16 protein-coding genes are annotated in these 21,923 nt (G+C 71.8%); 4 read left to right on the forward strand and 12 right to left on the reverse strand.

Going from position 1 to position 21,923, the window contains the following annotated elements; all coding sequences use genetic code 11:
* Window positions 1–106 precede the first annotated feature (106 nt).
* A complete protein-coding gene (locus ABTY56_RS25975) occupies window positions 107–2,035 on the reverse strand; it encodes a TIGR03960 family B12-binding radical SAM protein (protein WP_350631588.1) in 1,929 nt (642 codons plus the stop codon).
* 491 nt (window positions 2,036–2,526) lie between these two features.
* Between ABTY56_RS25975 and ABTY56_RS25980 the strand changes: the two genes are divergently transcribed.
* Window positions 2,527–3,828 (forward strand): M14 family zinc carboxypeptidase, encoded by a 1,302-nt coding sequence (locus tag ABTY56_RS25980; RefSeq protein ID WP_350631589.1) that lies wholly within the window; start codon window positions 2,527–2,529, stop codon window positions 3,826–3,828.
* 144 nt (window positions 3,829–3,972) lie between these two features.
* Here the strand turns inward: ABTY56_RS25980 and rodA are convergent, their stop codons facing one another.
* From rodA to folC, 8 genes are all read right to left on the reverse strand, one after another.
* The gene (gene rodA / locus ABTY56_RS25985; protein WP_350631590.1) at window positions 3,973–5,172 is read right to left on the reverse strand and encodes a rod shape-determining protein RodA; all 1,200 of its coding nucleotides are present in this window, start codon (window positions 5,170–5,172) and stop codon (window positions 3,973–3,975) included.
* Window positions 5,169–7,586 (reverse strand): penicillin-binding protein 2, encoded by a 2,418-nt coding sequence (mrdA, locus tag ABTY56_RS25990; RefSeq protein WP_350631591.1) that lies wholly within the window; start codon window positions 7,584–7,586, stop codon window positions 5,169–5,171. The genes rodA and mrdA overlap by 4 nt, the downstream gene beginning before the upstream one ends.
* Before the next feature lie 52 nt (window positions 7,587–7,638).
* Entirely contained in the window at window positions 7,639–8,283 is a 645-nt protein-coding gene (gene mreD / locus ABTY56_RS25995; RefSeq protein ID WP_350631592.1) for a rod shape-determining protein MreD, read from the reverse strand.
* A gap of 3 nt (window positions 8,284–8,286) precedes the next feature.
* The gene (gene mreC / locus ABTY56_RS26000) at window positions 8,287–9,240 is read right to left on the reverse strand and encodes a rod shape-determining protein MreC (protein WP_350631593.1); all 954 of its coding nucleotides are present in this window, start codon (window positions 9,238–9,240) and stop codon (window positions 8,287–8,289) included.
* A 97-nt stretch (window positions 9,241–9,337) separates the two neighbouring features.
* Window positions 9,338–10,363, reverse strand: a complete 1,026-nt coding sequence (locus tag ABTY56_RS26005; protein ID WP_030256393.1) for a rod shape-determining protein — start codon at window positions 10,361–10,363, stop codon at window positions 9,338–9,340.
* 321 nt (window positions 10,364–10,684) lie between these two features.
* The gene (gene ndk, locus ABTY56_RS26010; protein ID WP_030058261.1) at window positions 10,685–11,098 is read right to left on the reverse strand and encodes a nucleoside-diphosphate kinase; all 414 of its coding nucleotides are present in this window, start codon (window positions 11,096–11,098) and stop codon (window positions 10,685–10,687) included.
* 107 nt (window positions 11,099–11,205) lie between these two features.
* A complete protein-coding gene (locus ABTY56_RS26015) occupies window positions 11,206–11,559 on the reverse strand; it encodes a DUF4233 domain-containing protein (protein ID WP_350631594.1) in 354 nt (117 codons plus the stop codon).
* 1 nt (window position 11,560) lies between these two features.
* The gene (gene folC / locus ABTY56_RS26020; RefSeq protein ID WP_502893185.1) at window positions 11,561–12,952 is read right to left on the reverse strand and encodes a bifunctional tetrahydrofolate synthase/dihydrofolate synthase; all 1,392 of its coding nucleotides are present in this window, start codon (window positions 12,950–12,952) and stop codon (window positions 11,561–11,563) included.
* A 287-nt stretch (window positions 12,953–13,239) separates the two neighbouring features.
* Between folC and ABTY56_RS26025 the strand changes: the two genes are divergently transcribed.
* Window positions 13,240–14,583, forward strand: coding sequence for an XrtP-associated glycosyltransferase (locus ABTY56_RS26025; RefSeq protein ID WP_502893187.1), 1,344 nt, complete (start codon window positions 13,240–13,242; stop codon window positions 14,581–14,583).
* A 47-nt stretch (window positions 14,584–14,630) separates the two neighbouring features.
* Entirely contained in the window at window positions 14,631–15,785 is a 1,155-nt protein-coding gene (wecB, locus tag ABTY56_RS26030; protein WP_350631596.1) for a non-hydrolyzing UDP-N-acetylglucosamine 2-epimerase, read from the forward strand.
* Between the two features lie 100 nt (window positions 15,786–15,885).
* On the opposite strand, the gene ABTY56_RS26035 is transcribed toward wecB, so the two are convergent.
* Both ABTY56_RS26035 and ABTY56_RS26040 read right to left on the reverse strand, forming a co-directional pair.
* Window positions 15,886–16,410 carry a hypothetical protein gene (locus ABTY56_RS26035; RefSeq protein ID WP_350631597.1) on the reverse strand — a complete coding sequence of 175 codons (525 nt, stop codon included), beginning with the start codon at window positions 16,408–16,410 and terminating at the stop codon, window positions 15,886–15,888.
* Between the two features lie 331 nt (window positions 16,411–16,741).
* Window positions 16,742–19,354, reverse strand: a complete 2,613-nt coding sequence (locus ABTY56_RS26040; protein WP_350631635.1) for a valine--tRNA ligase — start codon at window positions 19,352–19,354, stop codon at window positions 16,742–16,744.
* A 218-nt stretch (window positions 19,355–19,572) separates the two neighbouring features.
* Here ABTY56_RS26040 and ABTY56_RS26045 point away from each other — a divergent pair, with 218 nt between their 5' ends.
* Window positions 19,573–20,406: a flagellar basal body-associated FliL family protein gene (locus ABTY56_RS26045; RefSeq protein WP_350631598.1), complete on the forward strand. Its 834-nt coding sequence runs from the start codon at window positions 19,573–19,575 to the stop codon at window positions 20,404–20,406.
* A gap of 77 nt (window positions 20,407–20,483) precedes the next feature.
* Here the strand turns inward: ABTY56_RS26045 and clpX are convergent, their stop codons facing one another.
* Window positions 20,484–21,773 (reverse strand): ATP-dependent Clp protease ATP-binding subunit ClpX, encoded by a 1,290-nt coding sequence (gene clpX, locus ABTY56_RS26050; protein WP_045696864.1) that lies wholly within the window; start codon window positions 21,771–21,773, stop codon window positions 20,484–20,486.
* Between the last annotated feature and the right edge of the window lie 150 nt (window positions 21,774–21,923).

Raw genomic sequence — 21,923 nt, forward strand, 5'->3', positions numbered from 1 at the left:
ATGGGGAGTCGCGGAGCATAGCGCCGTGACCATGTCATGGTCAAGGTCTATCTTTTTTAGGTGTGGGAACCGTCACTCGCCGACGGCCGCGGCCGCCGACCGACGGCTACTTGTTGACGACCGTCAGCGGCAGCATCTTCTTGCCGGTGGGGCCGATCTGGATGTGGGTGTCCATCTGGGGGCACACGCCGCAGTCGAAGCACGGCGTCCAGCGGCAGTCGTCGACCTCGACCTCCTCCAGCGCGTCCTGCCAGTCCTCCCAGAGCCAGTCCTTGTCGAGGCCGCTGTCCAGGTGGTCCCAGGGCAGCACCTCCTCGTAGGTGCGCTCGCGGGTGGTGTACCAGTCGACGTCGACGCCGGTGCCGGCCAGGCCCTTCTCGGCGGACGCCATCCAGCGGTCGTACGAGAAGTACTCGCGCCAGCCGTCGAAGCGGCCGCCGTCCTCGTAGACCGCGCGGATGACCGCGCCGATCCGGCGGTCGCCACGGGAGAGCAGGCCCTCGACGATGCCCGGCTTGCCGTCGTGGTAGCGGTAGCCGATGTTCTTGCCGTACTTGCGGTCGCCGCGGATCGAGTCGCGCAGCTTGGCCAGACGGGCGTCGGTGGCCTCGGCGGACAGCTGCGGGGCCCACTGGAACGGGGTGTGCGGCTTGGGCACGAACCCGCCGATGGAGACGGTGCAGCGGATGTCGTTCTGGCCGGTGACCTCGCGGCCCTTCTGGATGACGTTCTTCGCCATCTCGCCGATCTGGAGCACGTCCTCGTCGGTCTCGGTCGGCAGGCCGCACATGAAGTACAGCTTCACCTGGCGCCAGCCGTTGCCGTACGCGGTGGCGACGGTGCGGATCAGGTCCTCCTCCGACACCATCTTGTTGATCACCTTGCGCATGCGCTCGCTGCCGCCCTCGGGGGCGAAGGTGAGGCCCGAGCGGCGCCCGTTGCGGGACAGCTCGTTGGCGAGGTCGATGTTGAAGGCGTCGACGCGGGTGGACGGCAGCGACAGGCCGATCTTGTCCTCGGTGTAGCGGTCCGCCAGACCCTTGGCGATGTCGCCGATCTCGGTGTGGTCGGCGCTGGACAGCGACAGCAGGCCGACCTCCTCGAAGCCGGTCGCCTTCAGCCCGCGCTCGACCATCTCGCCGATGCCGGTGATGCTTCGCTCCCGCACGGGGCGCGTGATCATGCCGGCCTGGCAGAAGCGGCAGCCGCGGGTGCAGCCGCGGAAGATCTCCACGGACATCCGCTCGTGCACCGTCTCCGCGAGCGGGACCAGCGGCTGCTTCGGGTACGGCCACTCGTCCAGGTCCATCACGGTGTGCTTGGACACCCGCCACGGAACGCCCGGGGCGTTCGGCACGACGCGGCCGATCCGGCCGTCGGCCAGGTACTCGACGTCGTAGAACCGCGGGACGTACACGCCGCCGGTGCGGGCCAGCCGCAGCAGCACCTCGTCGCGCCCGCCCGGGCGGCCCTCGGCCTTCCAGGCGCGGATGATCTCGGTGATGTCGAGCACGGCCTGCTCGCCGTCGCCGACCACCGCCGCGTCCAGGAAGTCCGCGATCGGCTCCGGGTTGAAGGCCGCGTGGCCGCCGGCGAGGACGATCGGGTCCTCGTCGGTGCGGTCCTTGGCCTCCAGCGGGATGCCGGCCAGGTCGAGCGCGGTGAGCATGTTCGTGTAGCCGAGCTCCGTGGAGAACGACAGGCCGAACACGTCGAAGGCCTTCACCGGGCGGTGGGCGTCCACGGTGAACTGCGGGACGTCGTGCTCGCGCATCAGCGCTTCGAGGTCCGGCCAGACGCTGTAGGTGCGCTCGGCGAGCACGCCCTCGCGCTCGTTCAGCACCTCGTAGAGGATCATGACGCCCTGGTTGGGGAGCCCGACCTCGTAGGCGTCGGGGTACATCAGCGCCCAGCGGACGTCGCAGGCGTCCCAGTCCTTGACGGTCGAGTTGAGCTCGCCGCCGACGTACTGGATCGGCTTCTGGACGTGCGGGAGGAGGGCCTCCAGGCGTGGGAAGACCGATTCGACAGTCATGTACTAGGAACCCTTACGACGTGATTCGGTGCCGCGAGTCGGCATGGGAGGGGTGACCCTCAAGGGTAGCCCAATCCGGGGATCGGCCCGTCTGCCCCGGAGCGCGGGCCCTCCGCACTCCGGCGCGACCCGGCCGTTGCGCACCCGCTCCGGTACGCGCAGTGCGCGCCCGCCGCCCCGCGCCGTCCGCCGTTGACACGCCCGGACGGCCCGTGCGGTACTGACAGGGCCCCGCCAAGAACCCCTGTGCCCCTTCCGGACAAGGGAGTTGGGTCGTACGCTCGGCCCTCGTCGGAGTTCCCCCGGCGCTGCCCTCTCCCTCCCCCCGCACACGGCCCAGTCCACCCTCACCAGGCCCGTCCCGTGTCCGCCCGGCCGCCGTCCCCGGCCCGCGGTGCCCCGTCCCCCGCCCGCACTCCGTGCCCGGCGGCGCACCGGCGTTCCCGCGCCCCGGCGGCCGTACGAGCCGTACGACCGGCGCAAGGAGAACCATGACCGACACCGGTCGGCGGATCCGCCCCCTCCGGCCCCTCGAGACCCGGCCGGCCCGCTACCCCACGCCGGCCCAGGCCGAGTGCGCCGCCCGGCGGCTCGCCCTGCGCCACCCGGACCGCTGCCGGCTGCGCGAGGTGGGCCGCTCCCGGGCCGGGCGCCCGCTGCTGCTGCTCTCGGTCGACCGCGGCCCGCGCGCCGTGCTCGTGGTCGGCGGTCCGCACCCCAACGAGCCGATCGGCACCGCCGGGGCGGTCCGGCTGGCCGAGCTGCTGCTGGACCGCCCCGCGCGCCCGGGAATCTCCTGGCACCTGCTGCTCTGCCTCGACCCGGACGGCGCCGCGCTCAACGCCGGCTGGCTGGACGGCCCGCTCACCATGCGCCGCCACTACGAGCACTTCTTCCGTCCGGCCTTCGAGGAACAGCCCGAACTGCTGCCCGCCCCCGGCACCGGCCGCCCGCCGATGCCGGAGAGCCTGGCGCTGACCGACCTCATCGACGAGTTGCGCCCGTTCCTGCAGTGCTCCCTGCACGGGGTGGACTTCGGCGGCGCCTTCGTCCAGCTCACCGGCCCGGTGCCCGGACTGGCCGAGCGCTTCGCCCGCTCCGCCGAACGGGCCGGACTCCCGCTCGACGTGGACTCCTACGACGCGATCGGCTGGGCCAGCCCCGCCCCCGGCACCTACCTGATGCCGACCCCGGACAGCACCGGGGTCTCCCGGGCGCTGCCGGACGAGCCCGAGCTCTCCACCTGGGCCTACGCCGCCCGGCTCGGCGCGGTCACCGCCGTCCTGGAGGTCCCGATGTGGGCCGTGGACGCGGTCGGCGACGCCCGCCCGCACCCGGCCGGGCCGCAGGCCCTCACCGCCGCCGCCCGCGACCTCACCGCGCGCGCCGAGGAGCTCACCTCCCTGCTCGCCCACGTCCCCGTGCACGGCCACGAGGCGTACGGCGCGCTGGTGCGCACCGCCGAGTTCAGCCTGGCGGTGGCGCCGCGGGTGGCGCAGGAGTGGCTGGAGCGCTGGCGCCCCGAGCCGCTTTCCTGCTCGCGGGTGACCACCGCCGGGCTGGTGGCGGCCCGGCTGCCGTTGCGGGCGGCGTCGATCCTGCTGCGCCTGCTCGCGGACGCCCGGGGCCCGGGCGCGGAGGCGGCCCGCGAGCGTGCCCGCGCCGTCGTCGCCGCCGGACTGGACGGGCTGCGCCACCGCTTCGGCGCCCGCTGGGTGCCGGTCCAGGAGCAGCTGGCGCACCAGACGCGGGCCGTCCTCACCGCCGCCGACTGCCTGCTCCAGACGACCTGAGGCGCCGTCGACCGTCCCGACTGCCCCCATCGCCGCCGATCGCCCCCGACCGCCGCCGTCGACCGTCGACCGCCGCCGACCGCCGTGCGGGCAGACGAAGGGGCCGGCCCGGGAGTCCCCGGACCGGCCCCGCCGTGCACCCGCTCAGGCCGCTATCGGCCGTTGGCTGCGAACCGCCTGGAGCAGCCCGACGGCCATCCAGTTCGCGAACATCGAGGACCCGCCGTACGAGACGAACGGCAGCGGGATGCCCGCGACCGGCATGATGCCCAGGCACATCCCGATGTTCTCGAAGGCCTGGAAGGCCAGCCAGGCGATGATCCCGGCCGCCACGATCGTGCCGTACAGGTCGGTCGCCTGCCGGGCGATCCGGCAGGCCCGCCACAGCACCACGCCGACCAGCAGGATGATCGCCAGCGCCCCGACGAAGCCCAGCTCCTCGCCGGCGACGGTGAACACGAAGTCGGTCTGCTGCTCCGGCACGAACTGCCCGGTGGTCTGCGTCCCGTGGAACAGGCCCTTGCCGGTCAGCCCGCCCGAGCCGATCGCGATCCGGGCCTGCGCGGTGTTGTAGCCGACGCCGTTCGGGTCCAGCTGCGGGTTGGCGAAGGCGGCGAAGCGGTCGATCTGGTACTTGCTCAGCAGCCCGAACTTCCAGATCGCCACGCACCCGGCAGCGCCCGCCACCAGCAGCCCGAGGACCCAGCGGTTCGCCGCGCCGGAGCCGAGCAGGATGCCCAGCACGATCGCGGCCATCACCATCACCGAGCCGGCGTCCGGCATCAGCAGCACTATGCCCATCGGCAGTCCGGCCCAGAGCAGGCCGCGGAACACGGCCCGGTGCGAGGGGAACTCCCGCTCCCCCGCGTCGACCTGGTCCGACAGCACGACCGCCATCGCCAGGACGATCCCGAGCTTCGCGAACTCGGCGGGCTGGATGGAGAAGCCGCCGCCGAGCTGGATCCACGAGTGCGCGCCGTTGATGGTCGAGCCCAGCGGGCTGAGCGTCGCCAGCAGCAGCACGATCACGCCGACGTACAGGAACGGCACGATGGTGCGGAAGCGGCGACTCCCTATCGCTATCACCACGGAGCAGAGCACCAGCCCGACCACGAAGTTCGTCAGGTGCCGGTACAGGAAGTACTGCGGGTCCCCGTGGGTGAGCGAGTCGCGTCCGCGGGTGGCCGACCAGACCAGCAGCGAGCTGCCGGCCGAGAGGGCCAGCGCGGCCAACAGCAGTATCCAGTCCAGCCGCCAGAGCGTGGAGTCCTTGGCGAGGGCCTTGGAGACCCCGTTGCGCTGCGGCGCCAGCCGCAGCTGCCGGTAGGAGCCGTAGGAGGTCATGCCCGTCCCCTTCCCGGGCCGCGGCCGGGTTCGAGCGCGGCGTCGGCCGCGGTGTACGACGCCTGGCGGTCGGTCGGCGGTGCCTGGTCGAGGTAGGCCGCCGGGGCCGGGTCGGCCTGCGCCGGGTCGAGCAGCGTGGTCGGCGTCGGCAGCGATGCGGCGGCCGCGGCGGAAACCGGGACCGGGATCGGGGCCGGGGCCGGGGCCGGGACCACGGTCGGCGCCGCGGGCTGGGCTGCAGCCTGGGCGGGCACGGCGGCCGAAGGGCCCGACGCACCGCCGGCCGGGGTCGAGCCGGCGGTGTAGGAGGCCGGCTTGATGATCGCGGTGCCGTCCGGGTTGAACTTCGGCAGCTCGGTCTGCGGCGCGGGCAGCAGCGCCTTGCCGTTGTCGACGTTGCCCTTGTCGTCCACGCCGTACAGCGCCTGGTAGATCCGGCGGACGGCGTCGCCGGAGCCGCCGGAGCCGGTGCCGCCCTGGCTTATCGTCATGATGACCGCGTAGTCCTTGCTGTACGTGGTCAGCCAGGAGGTGGTCTGCTTGCCCTCGACCTCGGCGGTGCCGGTCTTGGCGTGCAGCGCGATCTTGTCCTGCGGCCAGCCGGCCCCTGCGAACTTCCAGGCGGCGGTACCGCTGGTGATGACACCGGCGGTGGCCTGGTCGATGTAGCTGAGCAGCTTCTGGTCGCCGGGGAACTTGGCGTCCGCCTGCGGGGCGATCTCGCGCACGAGCTCACCGCTCGGGCTTATCACCGCCTTGGCGATGGTCGGCCGGTAGAAGGTGCCGCCGTTGGCCAGCGCCGAGTAGATCCGGGCCATCTGGACCGGGGTGACGAGGGTGTCGCCCTGGCCGATCGCGAAGTTGACGGCGTCACCGGCGCGCATCTGGTAGCCGTCGACGCAGTTCTCCCGCGCGATCTGGTCGGAGAAGCTGTTGCCGCCCTTCTTCGCCTGGGCGCACCAGGCGTCCTTGTTGTTGTCGAAGAAGGACTGCTTCCACTGGCGGTCCGGCACCCGGCCGGTCACCTCGGACGGCAGGTCGATGCCGGTCTTGGCGCCGAGGCCGAACTCATGGGCGGTCTTGAAGAACCAGTCGGCCGGCTCCTTCTTCGGCTTGATGCCGCCGTCCTTCAGCCACTGGTCGTTCGCGAGGCCGTAGAAGACGGTGTCGCAGGAGACTTCGAGCGCCTTCTCCAGCGTGATGGAGCCGAAGCTCTCGCTCTCGAAGTTCTTGAACTCGCGGCCGCCGATGGTCATGCTCTTCGGGCACGGGTAGGTGCCGTCCAGCGAGTAGCCGGCCTGCACGGCGGCGGTGGTGGAGACGACCTTGAAGGTCGAACCGGGGGCGGACTGACCCTGTATGGCGCGGTTCAGCAGCGGGAAGTTGGACTCCTTGCTGGTCAGCGACTGGTAGTCCTTGCCGCTGATGCCGCCCACCCAGAGGTTCGGGTCGTAGGTCGGGGCGCTCGTCATCGCGATGATCCGACCGGTGTGCACGTCCATCACGACGGCGGCGCCGGAGTCGGCCTCGTAGTTGCGGTTGGTGACCTTGTCGAAGGTGTTCCGGGCGTCCGACATGGCCTGGGCCAGGTTGTCCTCGACGACCTTCTGCACCCGGGCGTCGATGCTGGTGACCAGGTTGTCGCCGGTCTTCGGGGCGACGGCGCCGGCGGTGCCGATCACCCGGCCGAGGTTGTCCACCTCCAGCTTGGTGATGCCGGCGGTGCCGCGCAGGTCGCGGTCGTACACCGACTCCAGGCCTGCCCGGCCGATCTGGTCGGCCGGCAGGTAGCGGTCCAGGCCGCTCTTGTCGGCGGTCTTGCTGACCTCCTCGTCGGTGACCGGCGAGAGGTAGCCGAGCACCTGGGCCATGTTGGCGCCCTCGGCGCCGGTGTAGCGGCGCACGGCGGTGGGCTGCGCGGTGATCCCGGGGAAGTCCTCGCGGCGCTCCATTATCTGCATCGCCTGCTGAGTGGTCGCTTCCTTGGTGACCGGGATCGGCTGGTAGGGCGAGCCGTTCCAGCAGGGCTGCGGGGTCTTGGCGTCGCAGAGCCGGACCTTCTCCTGCACGTCCTTGGCGGGCATCCCCAGGACCTCGGCCAGCCGGGACAGCACCGCCTTGCCGCCGTCCTTCTGCTGCAGCAGGGAGGTGCGGCTGACCGAGACCACCAGCCGGGTCTCGTTGCCGGCCAGCACCCGTCCGGAGGCGTCCAGGATCTCGCCGCGGACGGCCGGCTCGACCACCTCACGGATGTGGTTGCCGGTCGCCTTGGCGGTGTACTCCTTGGCGTTGCGGATCTGCAGGTACCACAGCCGTCCGCCGAGGGTGGCGAGCAGCGACAGCACCAGGATCTGCAGCACCACCAGACGGATCGTCACCCGTCGGGTGCGGCCGGTCTCGGGGATGTTGCTCACGTCTCGTGCGCTCCAGGATGCGGGGGAGGTCGGGAGGTCGGGGCGGGACCGGTTACGGGCGGCGGGCGAAGCCGGGTACGCGCCGCTTCTTGTAGGAGGGGCCGGACGAGACCTCGCGGGTGGTGCGGTAGCGGGCCAGCGAGCCCAGGCCCGGGCCCGGGCCGCCCTGGTCGTCGTCGGCGGCGGCCACCGGGTCACGACCGAAGCGGCGGCCGAGCAGCATCACCAGCGGCACCACGAACGGCGCCAGCAGCAGGTCGTAGAGCAGGGCGCTGATCACCAGGCCGCCGAGGCCGACGTGCCGGGCGGCGGTGTCGCCGACGAGGGCGCCGACCAGGGCGTACAGCAGGGTGGAGGCGACCGCGGCGGCGCCCACCACCAGGAGCGCGCTGGAGACCGAGCGCTGGCGGCCGTGCTCGGGGCGCAGCAGTCCGGCGGCGTAGCCCATCAGGCAGAGCACCAGTGCGTAGCGGCCGATGGCGTGGTCGGAGGGCGGCGCGAGGTCGGCCAGCAGGCCGCCCGTGAAGCCGACGAGGCAGCCGCCGGTGGGTCCGTAGACCATAGCGAGGCCGACCACGACGAGCAGCAGTATGTCCGGGGTGGCTCCCGGGAGCTGGAGCCGGCCGAAGACGCTGACCTGGAGGATCAGGCCGAAGAGGATCAGGCCGACGGAGACGGGGATGCGGGCGAGGCGCATGGCTCAGTTCCCCCCATTGGGCTTGGCGGGCGGGGCGGCGGGCGCGGTGGCCGGGGCCTGGCCCGGGGCGGGCGCGGCGGGGGCCTGGCCCGGGGCGGGGGCCGGCGGCAGGACGGCGTCGCGCGGGTCGGCGCGCGGCGGCACGACCACCACGCCGACCAGGTCCAGCCGGGTGAACTGGACGAAGGGCTCGACCAGGACGGTCTTGGTCAGCTGGCCGGCGTTGGCCTGGACCTCGGTGACCTTGCCGACGGGGACGCCGGGCACGAAGGGGCGGCCGCTCTGCGAGCCGAAGGTGACCAGCCGGTCGCCGGGCTTGACCTGGGCCTTGCCGTTGAGCAGGGAGACCTTCATGGGGCTGTCGCCGCCGCCGGAGGCGAAGCCGATCTCGCCGGTGCCCTCCAGGCGGGTGCCGGCCGAGAAGCCGGGGTCGGAGGCGAGCAGCACGGTGGCGGTGGTCGGGCCGACGGTGGTGATCCGGCCGACCAGGCCCTGACCGTTGATCACGGTCATGTCGCGGGTGAGGCCGTCGTCGCTGCCGGCGTCGACGGTGATGGTCCAGGAGAAGCCCTGGGCCGGGCCGATGGCGATGACCTGGGCGGCCTTGACGGTGTATCCGCCGGCGCCGGCGGTGCGCAGCAGGTCGTCGAGTTGCTTGGTGCGTCCGGCGGCCATGTCGGAGGAGGCGAGCTTCTGCCGCAGTTCGGTGTTCTCGCGGGCGAGCTGGTCGGTGCGGCCGCTGTTGGTGGCGGCGTCCCGGAAGGCCCGGACGGTGTCGGCGACGGGGTCGACGACGGTGGCGGCGCCGCGTTCGACGGGGCCGAGGACGCCGGCGGCCGCGTGCCGGGCCGGGCCGAGCGGGGAGTCCTCACCGCCCTTGATGTCGACGGTGATCAGCGCGAAGGCGACGGCCACCAGCAGGATGAGCAGCAGCCGGCTCTCTCGTGTGTCCCTCACGGTGCTGGTACTGCCCCTTCGTACCTGGCGGCCGCCCGGGGCTGTGGGGCCCGGGCGGCTGCCCGTTCAGTCGTGTCGGATGTCGTGCTGCGTGGTGCTAACGGCGCGGCTGCGCGTCGAGTACCTGCTGGAGGGCCTCGAATTCCTCGACGCACTTGCCGGAGCCGAGCGCGACCGAGTCGAGCGGGTTCTCGGCGATGTGGATCGGCATGCCGGTCTCGCGGCGCAGTCGCTCGTCGAGGCCGCGGAGCAGGGCGCCGCCGCCGGTGAGCACGATGCCGCGGTCCATGACGTCGCCGGCCAGCTCGGGCGGGCACTGGTCGAGGGTGGTCTTGACCGCGTCGATGATCGAGTTGACCGGCTCGTCGATGGCCTCGCGGACCTCGGCGGCGGAGATGACGACGGTCTTGGGCAGGCCGCTGACGAGGTCGCGGCCGCGGATCTCGGCGTGCTCGTCCTTCTCGCCCTCCAGGCCGAAGGCGCTGCCGATGCTCATCTTGATCTGCTCGGCGCTGCGCTCGCCGAGGAGGAGCGAGTACTCCTTCTTGATGTGCTGGACGATCGCGTTGTCCAGTTCGTCGCCGGCCACTCGGATGGACTGGGCGGTGACGATGCCGCCGAGGGAGATGACGGCGACCTCGGTGGTGCCGCCGCCGATGTCGACGACCATGTTGCCGGTGGCCTCGTGGACGGGCAGGCCGGCGCCGATGGCGGCGGCCATCGGCTCCTCGATGATGTGCACCTGGCGGGCGCCGGCCTGCGAGGAGGCCTCGATGACGGCGCGGCGCTCGACGCCGGTGATGCCGGAGGGCACGCAGACGACGACGCGCGGGCGGGCGAGGTAGCGGCGGCGGTGGATCTTGAGGATGAAGTACCGCAGCATCCGCTCGGTGATCTCGAAGTCGGCGATGACGCCGTCCTTGAGCGGGCGGATGGCGACGATGTTGCCGGGGGTGCGGCCGATCATCTTCTTGGCCTCGGCGCCGACGGCGAGGATGCCACCGGTGTTGGTGTTCACCGCGACGACCGACGGCTCGTTCAGGACGATGCCCTTGCCCCTGACGTACACCAGCGTGTTGGCAGTTCCGAGGTCGATCGCCAAGTCGCGGCCGATGAACGACAGGTTGCTCGCCATGGGGTGTGGGTGCCTTCCCGGGCTCGGAGTTCATGGTGGGTGGACGACTGCGGGCGCCCACGCTTGGGCGGAGACCAGCTGAGCTGCCTTACCGGGCCCGTGAGTCGCGTCCATCGTAGTCACGCCGCGCGGTACGGACGTCGAGGTGGGGCATAGCGTCCATTGTCCGGAGCGTGATCGCTTCTCCGAGGATTGGGACGCCGTGTCGGCATCCCCAGTTCCCTATTTCACGATAAGAATGCCCCGGCCGGGCCAATGGTCCCGACCGGGGCAGTCCCGAGGTCCTCCGGGCGTGTCGCCCGGCCCGGCTCAGGCGTGCGCCGGGAAGAAGATCTTGATCTCGCGCTCGGCGGACTCCGGGGAGTCGGAGGCGTGGATCAGGTTCTCGCGGGTGATCGTCGCGTAGTCGCCGCGGATGGTGCCGGCCCCGGCCTCCAGCGGGTTGGTGGCGCCGGCCAGCATGCGGATGCCGGGCACGACCTCCTCGCCCTCGACGATCAGCGCGATCGACGGGCCGGAGGTCATGAACTCCAGCAGCGGCTCGTAGAACGGGCGGCCGACGTGCTCCGCGTAGTGCAGCTCCAGCGTCGCCCGGTCGAAGGTGCGCAGCTCGACGGCGGCGAGCTTCCAGCCGGCCTTGCGCTCGATGCGGCTGATGATCTCGCCCGCCAGGCCGCGGCGGACGGCGTCGGGCTTGAGCAGGACGAGAGTGCGCTGGGACACGGTGCGTCTCCTGGGGAATCGGTTCGGCAGACAGTCGGGTCGACGCGTGGGCCGACACGGCAGAGGTTACCTTGCGTACACGGCGTGTCGGTGCGCCAGTCCCGCCGCTAGGCGTGTACGGCGGCGGCCTCGGTGGCGGCGGTGCGGGCGGCCTTGAACTCGTCCACCTTGCGGCCGTAGTGCACCGAGCACCACCACAGTCCGGCGAAGACCACGCCGAGCCCGAACATGGTCGGCAGGATGAAGCCGCTGGCGATCAGTCCGACCTGCAGCACCCAGCCGATCTGCACCGCGCCGGGCCGGTTGATCATGCCGCAGAGCGCGATGCAGAGGGCCATCGCGATGCCGCTGACCGTCCAGATCTCCCCGCTGGAGACGTCAGTGAGCCGCATCGCGACCAGTGCCGCGAACATGATCAGCAACGCTTCGCCGATCAAGGTCGAGGAGCAGAGCGTCCTCATGTCACTTCCTCCCGAGCAGCAGGCGGGCCTCGCCCACCGTGATGACCGAACCGGTGACCAGCACCCCGGCGCCGCCGAGGTCGCCCTCCTCCTCGGCGAGGGTGACGGCGGCGGCGATCGCGTCGTCGAGGCGGGGCTCCACCTGGACGCGGTCCTCGCCGAAGACCTCGACCGCGAGGGCGGCGAGCTCGTCGACGTCCATCGCGCGGTGCGTGGAGTTCTGGGTGATGACGACCTCGGCCAGGATCGGCTCGAAGGCCTCCAGCACGCCGGCCACGTCCTTGTCCCCGGAGGTGCCGATCACGCCCACGAGCCGGGTGAAGCCGAAGGACTCGGTGAGCGCGGCGACGGTGGCGCGGGCGCCGTGCGGGTTGTGCGCGGCGTCCAGGACGATCGTGGGGCTGCGGCGGACGACCTCCAGACGACCCGGCGAGGAGACGCCGGAGAAGCCCTGGCGGATCTTGTCGACGTCGAGCCGGCCGCCGCGGGCGCCGCCGACCCCGAAGAAGGCCTCGACCGCGGCGAGCGCGAGCGCCGCGTTGTGCGCCTGGTGCTCGCCGTGCAGCGGGATGAAGACGTCCTCGTACTCCTCGCCGCCGAGTCCGCGCAGCGTCACCAGCTGGCCGCCGACGGCGAGTTCGCGGCGGATCACGCCGAACTCCATGCCCTCGCGGGCGACCGTCGCGTCGACCTCGACGGCGCGGCGCAGGATGGTCTGGGCGGCGTCCAGCTGCTGCTGGGCGACGACGGCGACGGCACCGGACTTGATGATCCCGGACTTCTCGACGGCGATCTCGCCGGTGGTCTCGCCGAGCTTGTCGGTGTGGTCGAGGCCGATCGGGGTGATCACGGCGACGGCGGCGTCGATGACGTTGGTGGCGTCCCAGGAGCCGCCCATGCCGACCTCGACCACGGCGACGTCCACGGGTGCGTCGGCGAAGGCGGCGTAGGCCATGCCGGTCAGCACCTCGAAGAAGGACATCGGCACCGGCTGCGCCGCGTCGACCATCCGCACGTAGGGCTCGATGTCGCGGTAGACCTCGACGAAGCGCTCGGGGGCGATCGGGGCGCCGTCCAGACTGATCCGCTCGGTGACGGACTCCACGTGCGGGCTGGTGTAGCGGCCGGTGCGCAGCTCGAAGGTGTTGAGCAGTTGCTCGATCATCCGGGCGGTGGAGGTCTTGCCGTTGGTGCCGGTGATGTGGATGGAGGGGAAGGACCGCTGGGGCTGGCCCAGGATGTCCATCAGCGCCTCGATGCGGTCGAGCGAGGGCTCCAGCTTGTTCTCCGGCCAGCGCTCGGAGAGTTCCATCTCGACGTCGCGCAGGGCGTCGCCGGTGCCGCCGTCGGCGGGGCGGATGGTGTACGGGTTCGGGTCGGCCTTGTCGCTCACGACCACAGTCTACGGAGCGCTGGCGGGGCGTTCTCACAGGGTGAGGGCGGTGGTGAGAACGACCACTTTGCCCCGGCTTTGCCTGCCGCTTCCAGTTTGATCCCTTTACTATCTATTTAGCGAGTTCGACCCGCAATGAAGCATCGATTCGCAGCCGATAGGAGCCGCCAACCTTTGATCACGAGGAGCACTGCGCCATGCCCGACGCCCTGCACGACTGGATCACGCTTCGCCAGGACGCCGTCGTCCGGGTCGCCGGACTGATCTCCCTGGCCCTCGTGGGCTACATGGCGCTCGTCTTCGGACGCTTCCTCGTGTACTGGGCCGGCTCCCGCCACGCGTACCTGCGCAACCGGCCCGCCGAGCCCGGCGACCCCGCCGCCTTCCGGTGGCACCTGGTGATCCCCTGCCGCGACGAGGAGGCCGTGGTCACCCAGACCCTGGACGGCCTGCGGGCCAGTGCGCCCGAGGCCCACCTGTGGGTGATCGACGACGACAGCGAGGACGCCACCCGCGAACTCGTGCTCGCCGCGGCCGCCCGCGACCCGCGCGTCCACCTCGTCCAGCGTCGCCGCCCGCACGCCCGGATCGGCAAGGGCGCCGCCCTCAACGCCGCCTACCGGGAGATCTCCGCCTGGCTCCCCGCGGACACCGACCGCTCCCGCGTGGTGATCGGCGTGGTCGACGCCGACGGGCAGCTCGACCCGGGCACCCTCGCCCAGGTCTGCAACGACAAGGCCCTCGGCCGCCCCGACACCGGCGCCGTCCAGATCGGCGTCCGGATGCGCAACGCCGACGACGAACGCCCGCTGCCCGGCCGCGGCCGCACCGCCAACGCCCTCGCCCGCGCGCTCGTGCGGATGCAGGACGTCGAGTTCCAGGCCAACAACGCCGGCATGCAGCTGCTGCGCCGCCGCACCGGCAGCGTCGGCCTCGGCGGCAACGGCCAGTTCGTCCGGCTCACCGCCCTCGACTCGCTGACCGCCGAGGAGGGCCGGGCCGGGCGCCCGTGGCCCGAGCGCGCACTGCTGGAGGACTACGAGTCCGGCCTCGACCTGCGCCTGGCCGGCTGGCGGCTCACCCACGTCACCGAGACCCAGGTCTCCCAGGAGGGCCTGGTCTCGCCGCGCCGCTTCCTCACCCAGCGCACCCGCTGGGCCCAGGGCAACATGCAGTGCCTGCGCTACACCGGCCGGGTCCTGCGCTCCCCGCACTACACCCGGGCCGGCAAGGCCGAGGTGATGTACACCTTCCTGCAGCCCGTGGTCTGCGTGCTGCTGGTGCTGCTGTTCCCGCTCTCGCTCGGGATCACCGCCGCCGGACTGGTGCTCTTCCCCGCCGAGACCGCCGACTTCCAGCTCAGGTTCGGCCCGTGGATGCTGCTGGTCTTCGTGCTCGCCACCCTGCCGATGGTGTTCTGGGGCCTCGCCTACCGCAAGGCCGTCCACCCCGACCGCAGCCGGCTCACCGGACTCCTCTGGGGCGTCCTGGTGTGGCTCTACGCCTACCACCTCTTCGTGGTCGCCGCCCGGGCCGCCGTCCGGCTGCTGCTCGGCCGCAACGGCTGGGCCAAGACCCGCCGCAACGCCGAGAAGGTCGCCGTCGGCGCCCCCACCGCGCTCGAATCCTGAGCCGCCCCTCCCCCGCGCTTTCCTCCCCACGCCCCCGGAGCCCCCGCATGAGCACGTGCCTGCCCCCGTCCAGCGTCGCCGTCGTCCTCGGGACCCGCCCCGAGCTGGTCAAGCTCGCCCCGCTGATCCACGAACTCGGCGACGCCACCCGGCTGGTGCACACCGGCCAGCACTGGGACGAGGCGATGTCCGGCCGGTTCCTGCGCGACCTGGGCCTGCCCCGGCCCGAGCTGCTCACCGGCGTCGGCGGCCGCCCCCGGGCCGGCCAGATCGCCCGGTCCCTGGGCCAGCTGGACGCCGCCTTCGCCGAGAACCGCCCCGCCGCCGTGGTCGTCCAGGGCGACACCAACGCCACCCTCGCCGGGGCGCTGGCCGCCAACGCCCGGGAGATCCCGCTGGTCCACGTCGAGGCCGGGCTGCGCAGCTTCGACCGGGCGATGCCCGAGGAGCACAACCGGGTGATGGTCGACCACGTCTCCGACCTGCTCTGCGCCGCCACCGACGACAACGTGGCCAACCTGCGCGCCGAGTCCCTGGCCGAGGACCGGATCGAGCTCACCGGAAACACCGTCGTCGAGGTGGTCCGCCGCCGGCTGCCGGACAGCGCCGCCCGCGCCGCGCTGCTCGCCGCGCACGGGCTGCGCCCGGACGGGTACGTGCTGGCCACCGTGCACCGCCCGGAGAACACCGACACCGCCGAGGCGCTCGGCGCCGTGCTCGCCGAGCTGGACCGGATCGCCCGGGCCGGCACCCCGGTGCTGTTCCCAATGCACCCGCGCACCCGCGCCGCCGTCGAGCGCTTCGGCCTGGACGGCCTGCTGGAGCGCCTGGCCGTCACCGGCCCGGTCGGCTACGGCGACTTCCTGGGCCTGGCGAGCCACGCGGCGCTGCTGGTCTCCGACTCCGGCGGCGTGCAGGAGGAGTGCACCGTGCTCGGCCGGCCGTTGCTGGTGGTGCGCCGCTCCACCGAGCGCCCGGAGGCGGTGGCGGCCGGATTCGCCGCACTGGTGCAGCCCGGTGAGGAACTGGGCGAGCTGGCCCGCGCCTGGCTCCGCGACACCCCCGAGCGCCTCGCCCGGCTCGCGGCCACCCCGAGTCCGTACGGCGACGGCCTGGCCTCCGCCCGGATCGCCGCGCTGACCGCCGCGCTCGCCGGGGCCGCCGGGTCCACCGCGGCCGAGGCGGCGCTGCTGGCGGCCTGAGGCACCGACGGCCTGGATCGGGTCAAGTCTCCGTCAGCAAAGGGGACTTGACCCGATCCAGGCCCGCGTGCACCGTCGGCACCCCGGCCGCACCGCCGGGTCAGACCCCGGCCCGGGCCTCCGGAACGAGGGCGGCGGCGCCGTGCCGGCGGCGCAACTCGGAGGTGATCTCGGCGAGTTCGCCCTCGGGCAGCAGCGGCAGCATCATCGCCACGCCCTGCAGCAGACCGCCCAGCAGGAAGGTGGTGTCGGCCGTCGAGGCGACCAGCCCGCGAACCTCGGCCACCTCGCCGGCCGCCACCGCCTCGATCAGCCGGGCGGCGTCGGCGCTCTCCTCGTCCACCGCGACCGCGCCGGTGTCGGCCGGAGCACGCCGGGCCATCGACCGCAGCACCCGGTCGCCCACCTCGGGGGCGTAGGCCTTGCGGACGGCCTCGGCGGCGATCCAGGCGAGCAGGGTGGTCACCTCGCGCTCGGACTGTTCCGCGAGCAGCATTTCGAGCTCGTGGTCGAACGCGAGCTGGTTGCCGTGCCGAAAGGCGAGCAACAGGGTCGCCGCCCTGGCCTTGGCCTCCTCGACCACCTCGGCAGGCAGTTCGTCGGCCAACTCCTCGGTCACCACCACGCCGTGCCCTCCCGTCGTCGCCCCATCGGGAACACCCCGCAGGAACGCTCAGCAGAAACGCCCTTCGGAAACTCCGTGCACACCGTACACATCCGACCTGCAAACTTCCGCGAACGCGCGCGGGCAAGACCGGAATCAATTCGCTCGGAATAGGACCTCACCCGGTCCAGGATGAATATTCGCCGGAAGGGAGCAATGTTGCTGCGCTATTAGGCGTAATGAAAGCGGCCCCCGACGCGGCGCCGGACGCGGAACCCGCGGAACCCGCGAAACGCCGAGGGGCCGCACCCCGCGCGTCGCGGAGTGCGGCCCCTCCCGGGCCGGTACGGGCTCAGCCCTGCGGCAGCGCCGCGAGCTGGGCGGTGATCCGGGCGATGTCCGCGTCCGCGGCCTCCTGGCGGCCCTTGATCTTGGCGACCACCTCGTCCGGCGCCTTGGCGAGGAACGCCTCGTTGCCGAGCTTGGCGGTGGTCTGGGCCTTCTCCTTCTCGGCGGCCGCGAGGTCCTTGGCGAGGCGCTTGCGCTCCGCCGCGACATCGATGGTGCCGGAGAGGTCCAGCGCCACGGTGGCACCGGCCACCGGCAGCGAGGCGGTGGCCGAGAAGCCCTCCTCGGGCGCGGTCAGCCGCAGCAGCGAGCGGATCGCGTCCTCGTGGGCGGCCAGCGCGGTGCCGGCCAGCTCCAGCCGGGCCGGGACGCGCTGGCCCGGCTTGAGGCCCTGGTCCGTGCGGAACCGGCGGACCTCGGTGACGACCTGCTGCAGCGTGGCGATCTCCGCCTCGGCCGCGGCGTCGCGGAAGCCGCTGTCCTTCGGCCAGTCCGCGATGACCACGGACTCGGCGCCGGTCAGCGTGGTCCACAGGGTCTCGGTGACGAACGGCACGATCGGGTGCAGCAGGCGCAGCGTGACGTCCAGGACCTCGCCGAGCACCCGGCGCGCGGCGTCGGCCTGCGGGCCGCCCTTGGCCAGGGTGGTCTTGGAGAGCTCGACATACCAGTCGAAGACCTCGTCCCAGGCGAAGTGGTACAGCGCCTCGGAGAGCTTGGAGAACTGGTAGTCCTCGTACAGCCCGTCCACCTCGGCGACGGTGCTGTTGAGGCGCGACAGGATCCAGCGGTCGGCCGCGGTCAGCTCCTCCGGCGCGGGCAGCGGGCCCTCGACGGTGGCGCCGTTCATCAGCGCGAAGCGGGTGGCGTTCCAGATCTTGTTGGCGAAGTTGCGGGCCGCCTGGACCCAGTCCTCGCCGATCGGCACGTCGACGCCCGGGTTGGCACCGCGCGCCAGCGTGAAGCGCAGCGCGTCGGAGCCGTACTTGTCCATCCAGTCCAGCGGGTTGACGACGTTGCCGAAGGACTTCGACATCTTCTTGCCGTTCTGGTCACGGACCATGCCGTGCAGCGCGATGGTGTGGAACGGCGGGGTGCCGTCCATCGCGTAGAGGCCGAACATCATCATCCGGGCGACCCAGAAGAACAGGATGTCGTAGCCGGTGACCAGGACGGAGTTCGGGTAGAACTTCGCGAGGCTGTCGGTCTGCTCCGGCCAGCCGAGCGTGGAGAACGGCCAGAGGCCGGAGGAGAACCAGGTGTCCAGGACGTCGGTGTCCTGGTGCCAGCCCTCGCCGGTGGGCGGCTGCTCGTCGGGGCCGACGCAGACGACCTCGCCGTTCGGGCCGTACCAGACCGGGATGCGGTGGCCCCACCACAGCTGGCGCGAGATGCACCAGTCGTGCAGGTTGTCGACCCAGTCGAAGTACCGCTTCTCCATCTCCTGCGGGTGGATCTTGACCTTGCCGTCGCGGACCGCGTCGCCGGCGGCCTCGGCCAGCGGGCCGACCTTGACCCACCACTGCATGGACAGCCGCGGCTCGATGGTGGTCTTGCAACGCGAGCAGTGGCCCACCGAGTGGACGTACGGGCGCTTCTCGGCGACGATCCGGCCCTCGGCGCGCAGCGCGGCGACGATCGCCGAGCGGGCCTCCAGGCGGTCCAGTCCGAGGAAGGGGCCGTGCGCGGTGATGACGGCGTGCTCGTCCATGACCGCGATGTTCGGCAGGCCGTGGCGCTGGCCGATCTCGAAGTCGTTCGGGTCGTGCGCGGGCGTCACCTTGACGGCGCCGGTGCCGAACTCCGGGTCGACGTGGGCGTCGGCGACGATCGGGATCCGACGGCCGGTCAGCGGCAGCTCGATCTCGGTGCCGACCAGGTGCTTGTAGCGCTCGTCCTCCGGGTGGACGGCGACCGCGGTGTCACCCAGCATCGTCTCGGCGCGCGTGGTGGCGACGACGATGGAGTTCTCGCCCTCGCCGTAGCGGATCGAGACCAGCTCGCCGTCGTCGTCCTGGTACTCCACCTCGATGTCGGAGATGGCGGTCAGGCAGCGCGGGCACCAGTTGATGATGCGCTCGGCGCGGTAGATCAGCTCGTCGTCGAAGAGCTTCTTGAAGATGGTCTGGACGGCCTGGGACAGGCCCTCGTCCATCGTGAAGCGCTCACGGGACCAGTCGACGCCGTCGCCCAGGCGCCGCATCTGGCCGGAGATCTGGCCGCCGGACTCCGCCTTCCACTTCCAGACGCGCTCGACGAAGGCCTCGCGGCCCAGGTCGTGGCGGGACTTGCCCTCCTTGGCGAGCTCGCGCTCGACCACGTTCTGGGTGGCGATGCCGGCGTGGTCCATGCCGGGCTGCCACAGCGCCTCGTAGCCCTGCATGCGCTTGCGGCGGACCAGGGCGTCGATCAGCGTGTGCTCGAAGGCGTGGCCCAGGTGCAGGCTGCCGGTGACGTTCGGCGGGGGGATGACGATGGTGAACGGCGGCTTGTCACTCTTCGCGTCGGCGCTGAAGTACCCACGCTCCACCCAGCGCTCGTACAGCTCGCCCTCTACGTCCGCGGGGGTGTAGGTCGTCGGGAGGGTTGCTGCTTCGTCCCCGGCGGAGGTGCTCACGGGGCGCTGGTTCGTCGTGTCGGTCACGACGCACAGTTTACGTAACCGGGGGGGCGGGTTACGAACCGCTTTCGGTCCGCGGACGCGCCACGCCCGAACGGGCCCGCGTCCGGCACCGTGCGGTAGCGTGCCCGGGCACTCGTCCGGTTGACCGGACGTGCACGGAACGACTCCACACCGAGACAGGCCGCGGGTGCGGCGGGGGAGCACAGACGCAGATGTACGGCCAGGGACAGCAGTATCCGCAGGGACAGCCGCAGCCTTACGGGGGCCAGCCGCCGTACGGCCAGCCGCCGCAGCAGCCGTACGGCGCCCCGCAGCCCCAGTACGGCTACCCGCAGCAGCAGCCCTACGGCGCGCCGCAGCAGCCGTACGGCGCACCACAGCAGGCCCCGTACGGCCAGCCGGGCTACCCGGCGGCCCCGCCGTCGAAGGGCAAGGGCGGCCTCGTGATCGGCCTGGTGATCGGCGCCCTGGTGCTGGGCGGCGGCGGCTTCGCCGCGTGGAAGTTCCTCGGCGGCAGCGACTCGGGCGGCAGCTACAAGATCTCCACCCCGCAGAGCCTCCCGGACGGCTACACCCAGAAGTCGGCCAAGGAGGAGGCGGTCGACCCGTCCAAGCCCGACGCGAAGGACGCCGGCAAGTACGGCAGCGACCTCACCGTCGTGGTCGCCAGCTACAGCAAGGGCGGCGACGCGACGGACGGCCTCTCGGTGGCCGGCCTGTACGGGACCATCAACGACCCCGACCAGATCATCGAGGACTCCAAGAAGGGCGGCACCGGCCTCACCTGGACCACGCCGCTGGCCGACTTCCCGGCACAGGACAGCCACAGCTCCTCGGGCCGGCTGGCCTGCGGCGTCTACTCGCTGCTGGCCGGCAAGACCCAGTCCGCGGTCTGCATCTGGGCGGACAAGTCGACCTACGCCCGCGTGACCTTCACCAAGGTCAGCCTCAGCGCGACCGGGGGCACCGGCGGCTCGGCCCTCACCCCCTCCCAGGCCGCCGACAAGACCCGGGCGATCCGCGACGCCATGAAGGTCGCCAAGTAGCGTCCGCCGCCACGCCGCCACGCGAAGGGGCCCCGCACCGGATCCGGTGCGGGGCCCCTTCGTGTGACGGCCTCGGGTCAGGCGCTCTTCTCGCGGCGCTCGCGCTTGATCATGTCGCGCGGGACGAGGGTGGGGATGGCGTGCTTGGAGACCACGTCCCCGGTGACCACCACGCGGGCGACGTCCTGGCGCGAGGGGACCTCGTACATCACGGACATCAGCACCTCCTCCATGATGGCCCGCAGCCCGCGCGCGCCGGTGCCGCGCAGGATCGCCTGGTCGGCGATTGCCTCCAGCGCGTCCCGGGAGAACTCCAGCTCCACGCCGTCGAGTTCGAAGAGCTTGCGGTACTGCTTGACCAGCGCGTTGCGCGGCTCGGTGAGGATCTGAAGCAGCGCCTCGCGGTCCAGGTTGTGGACGCTGGTGATCACCGGCAGGCGGCCGATGAACTCGGGGATCATGCCGAACTTCACCAGGTCCTCGGGCATCACCTGGCGGAAGTGGTCGCTGGCGTCCGACTCCCGCTTGGAGCGGATGTTGGCGCCGAAGCCGATGCCCTTGGCACCCGCGCGGCCCTCGATGATCCGCTCCAGGCCGGCGAACGCACCGCCGACGATGAACAGCACGTTGGTGGTGTCGATCTGGATGAACTCCTGGTGCGGGTGCTTGCGCCCGCCCTGCGGCGGCACCGAGGCGGTGGTGCCCTCCAGGATCTTCAGCAGGGCCTGCTGCACGCCCTCGCCGGAGACGTCCCGGGTGATCGACGGGTTCTCGCTCTTGCGCGCGACCTTGTCGATCTCGTCGATGTAGATGATCCCGGTCTCGGCCTTCTTGACGTCGTAGTCGGCCGCCTGGATCAGCTTGAGCAGGATGTTCTCGACGTCCTCGCCGACGTAGCCGGCCTCGGTCAGCGCGGTGGCGTCCGCGATCGCGAACGGCACGTTGAGCATCCGGGCCAGGGTCTGCGCCAGCAGCGTCTTGCCGGAGCCGGTGGGGCCCAGCAGCAGGATGTTGGACTTGGCCAGCTCGATGGCGTCCTCGCGGCCGTTGCCGCCGCTGCGGCCCGCCTCGCCGGCCTGGACGCGCTTGTAGTGGTTGTAGACGGCTACCGACAGCGCCTTCTTGGCGAGGTCCTGGCCGACCACGTACTGGTCCAGGAACTCGTAGATCTCGCGGGGCTTCGGGAGCTCCTCGAAGCGCACCTCGGAGGTCTCGGCGAGTTCCTCCTCGATGATCTCGTTGCACAGGTCGATGCACTCGTCGCAGATGTACACGCCTGGGCCGGCGATCAGCTTCTTCACCTGCTTCTGCGACTTGCCGCAGAACGAGCACTTGAGCAGGTCGCCACCGTCTCCGATGCGTGCCACGAGGTGCTTCCCCTTCGCCAGGGGCCCCGCAGGGGTTCCGGGGCCTGGTGCTGTGGACCGCCAACGCCGACGGCGCTCGGTCTCGCTATCCGACGGTACTCTGCCGGGCCCTTGATTCCGTCCTCTTCGCCAGGTCTGCCCTACGCCCTG

Origin of the sequence: Kitasatospora sp. NPDC097691 (genome assembly GCF_040302665.1) — a bacterium.
Classification (GTDB): Bacteria; Actinomycetota; Actinomycetes; order Streptomycetales; family Streptomycetaceae; genus Kitasatospora.

Bases quoted from the DNA above. Each gene is read 5' to 3' on its own strand.
- ABTY56_RS25975 (WP_350631588.1), bottom strand. From the start codon at position 2,035: ATGACTGTCGAATCGGTCTTCCCACGCCTGGAGGCCCTCCTCCCGCAC.
- ABTY56_RS25980 (WP_350631589.1), top strand. From the start codon at position 2,527: ATGACCGACACCGGTCGGCGGATCCGCCCCCTCCGGCCCCTCGAGACC.
- rodA (WP_350631590.1), bottom strand. From the start codon at position 5,172: ATGACCTCCTACGGCTCCTACCGGCAGCTGCGGCTGGCGCCGCAGCGC.
- mreD (WP_350631592.1), bottom strand. From the start codon at position 8,283: ATGCGCCTCGCCCGCATCCCCGTCTCCGTCGGCCTGATCCTCTTCGGC.
- ABTY56_RS26015 (WP_350631594.1), bottom strand. From the start codon at position 11,559: ATGAGGACGCTCTGCTCCTCGACCTTGATCGGCGAAGCGTTGCTGATC.
- ABTY56_RS26025 (WP_502893187.1), top strand. From the start codon at position 13,240: ATGGCGCTCGTCTTCGGACGCTTCCTCGTGTACTGGGCCGGCTCCCGC.
- wecB (WP_350631596.1), top strand. From the start codon at position 14,631: ATGAGCACGTGCCTGCCCCCGTCCAGCGTCGCCGTCGTCCTCGGGACC.
- ABTY56_RS26045 (WP_350631598.1), top strand. From the start codon at position 19,573: ATGTACGGCCAGGGACAGCAGTATCCGCAGGGACAGCCGCAGCCTTAC.